This is a genomic window from Saccharothrix hoggarensis (assembly GCF_042678885.1).
Lineage (GTDB): Bacteria > Actinomycetota > Actinomycetes > Mycobacteriales > Pseudonocardiaceae > Actinosynnema > Actinosynnema hoggarensis.
Window position 1 is genome coordinate 1 of the sequence record NZ_JBHTLK010000432.1, and the last position, 2,323, is coordinate 2,323.

4 protein-coding genes are annotated in these 2,323 nt (G+C 74.9%); 3 read left to right on the forward strand and 1 reads right to left on the reverse strand.

The features are described from left to right. A partial coding sequence (locus ACFQ3T_RS35950) for a glycosyltransferase (RefSeq protein ID WP_380730520.1) occupies positions 1-798 on the reverse strand: 798 nt, incomplete at its 3' end. A gap of 198 nt (positions 799-996) precedes the next feature. Here ACFQ3T_RS35950 and ACFQ3T_RS35955 point away from each other — a divergent pair. The 3 genes from ACFQ3T_RS35955 to ACFQ3T_RS35965 form a co-directional block, all read left to right on the forward strand. Beyond that, a complete protein-coding gene (locus ACFQ3T_RS35955) occupies positions 997-1,239 on the forward strand; it encodes an acyl carrier protein (RefSeq protein ID WP_380730523.1) in 243 nt (80 codons plus the stop codon). 24 nt (positions 1,240-1,263) lie between these two features. Then, positions 1,264-1,755, forward strand: coding sequence for a metallophosphoesterase family protein (locus tag ACFQ3T_RS35960; protein WP_380730525.1), 492 nt, complete (start codon positions 1,264-1,266; stop codon positions 1,753-1,755). 222 nt (positions 1,756-1,977) lie between these two features. Then, positions 1,978-2,323: chromate transporter (locus tag ACFQ3T_RS35965; protein WP_380730528.1), on the forward strand; the 346-nt coding region annotated here is incomplete at its 3' end.

Genomic DNA, 2,323 nt, shown 5'->3' on the forward strand with positions numbered 1-2,323 from the left:
CGGCACCCGGCCGACCAGCCGGACCCGGTCGCCCACGCCGTGCGCGCCGGCGTGCTCGCGCAACCGCCGCACGTCACCGGGCCGACCGCCGACCACGACCAACTCGGTGTCCCACAACGACCTCAGCACCGCGATCACGTCGTCGGCGCCGGACGCGGCCGCCACGATCCGGTGCGGCGCCTGCCGGTTGAGCCGCGGCCCCTCCGGCTTGAACTGCCCGCTGTCGACGCCCGGCGGCACCACGGAGATCCGCGGTCGCGGCACGCCGAGGCGCACCAGCGTCGCCCGCTCGTCGGTGCAGCCGGCGACGACGCGGGTCGCCTCGCGCCCGATCAGCCGTTCGGTGGACACGCGGGCCTCGGGGACGTCGTGGTCGCCGTCCTCCTGCTCCACCGCGCCCAGCGAGTGGAACGTCTGCACCACCGGCACGTCGAGGCCGTTGGCGGCCAGCACCGAGGCCACACCGGACGTCCAGTAGTGCGCGTGCACCACGTCCGGCGGGTCGGCCCGCCACTGCGCGCGCAGGAACCGGGTGAACTCGTCCAGGTGAGGAAGCAACTCGTCCGGGTGAAGTGCGCTGGGTGGTCCGGCCGGGACGTGCACCACGTCGTAGCCACGCCGGGTGCGCACGTGGTCGGGCGACCGGACCGAGTCGCGGCGGGTGTGCACCACGACGTCGTGGCCCGCCTCCGCCAAGGCCGCCGCGAGGTCCGCGACGTGGACGTCCTGACCGCCCTCCTCGGCGTCACCGAGGACGGGCAACGGGTTCGCGTGCGCCGAAACGACCGCGATTCTCATGGGTTCCTCCAACCGCTGTTGCGCGGTGGCCGCGTCAAGCCTGATCAGGCTGTCGTCTCAACCCAACTTCGCACCGTACAAGCAACCCCGCACCCCCGCCACTCAGCGCGACCGGGTCCGTGACGGACGGTTGACGGCGCCGTCGCCGGGTATGGAGTGGACGACCACCGACCGACCGCCCGACCCCGAGGAGTGACCATGGCCACCGGTGAGACAGGTTTCGACGACGTCGCCTACGACCTGATCTCCGTGCAGTACCACGCGCTCAAGGCGGGCCACGACTACGGCCAGTACGTGCGTGACGCCGAGAACGCGGGCCGCACCGAGATCGCCGAGTTCTTCCGGCGGGTGATGGAGGAGGACTCCGCGCGCGCCAAGCAGTGCCACGAGTTCCTGAAGGAGCTGACCGTCGGCGGCGACGCCGGCCCGGCCGCCACCTGACCGGGGCGGGGTGCGGTGCCCGCCATGCGGGTCGTCGTGCTGTCCGACACCCACGCGCCCCGGCGGTGGAAGTCGTGTCCCCCGGAAGTGGCGAAGCACCTGCGCGGCGCGGACGTCGTCCTGCACGCCGGTGACGTCTGCGTCGCGCCGGTGCTCGACGAGCTGGCGCAGTACGCGCCCGTGACGGCGGTGTGCGGCAACAACGACGGCCCGGACGTCGTCGCCTGGGGCGCGCCGGAGACCGTCGAGGTCGACCTGGCCGGCCTGCGCGTGGCGATGGTCCACGACAGCGGCCAGGCGACCGGTCGCACCGCCCGGCTGCGCCGCCGGTTCCCCGCGGCCGACCTGGTGGTGTTCGGCCACTCCCACATCCCGATGGACGTCACCGGCGACGGCGTGCGGATCTTCAACCCCGGCTCGCCCACCGACCGCCGCCGCCAGCCGCACGGCACGGTCGGGCTGCTCGACATCGCCGACGGCGTGCTGCTGAAGGCCCGGATCGTGCCGGTGACGTAGCCGCCGGCGGCCCGTCGGCGCTGGGTAGGGTGCCCGGTGTGAAGGCCGCACCGCTGATCCCCGACCGGCCGGGGACGCCCGTCCGGCACGGTGGGGAGCCGACCGACCGGACCCCTTCGCCGACGCGCGCCGCGGACGCGTCGTGAGCGGGTTCGGCCACCGCTCGCCGCGCCGGACGTCGCCTGCGGGCCGGGTCGTGGCGGGGGCGGCGTAGTGAGCCGGGTGGGGCTGGGGACGATCGCCCGCGAGTGGGGGCGGATCGGCTGCGTCGGGTTCGGCGGGCCGCCCGCGCACATCGCGCTGCTGCGCGACCTGTGCGTCACCCGGCGCGGCTGGCTCACCGACCGCGAGTTCGAGGACGGCGTCGCGGTCACGAACCTGCTGCCGGGACCGGCGTCGACGCAGCTCGCGATCCTCTGCGCGTGGCGGCTGCGCGGCGCGGCGGGCGCGCTGCTCGGCGGCGTGTGCTTCATCGTGCCGGGACTCGTGCTGATCCTGGCCCTCGCGGCGCTGTTCCTCGCCGACGACGCGCCCGCGTGGGTGACGGGTGCGGCGGCCGGCGCGGGCG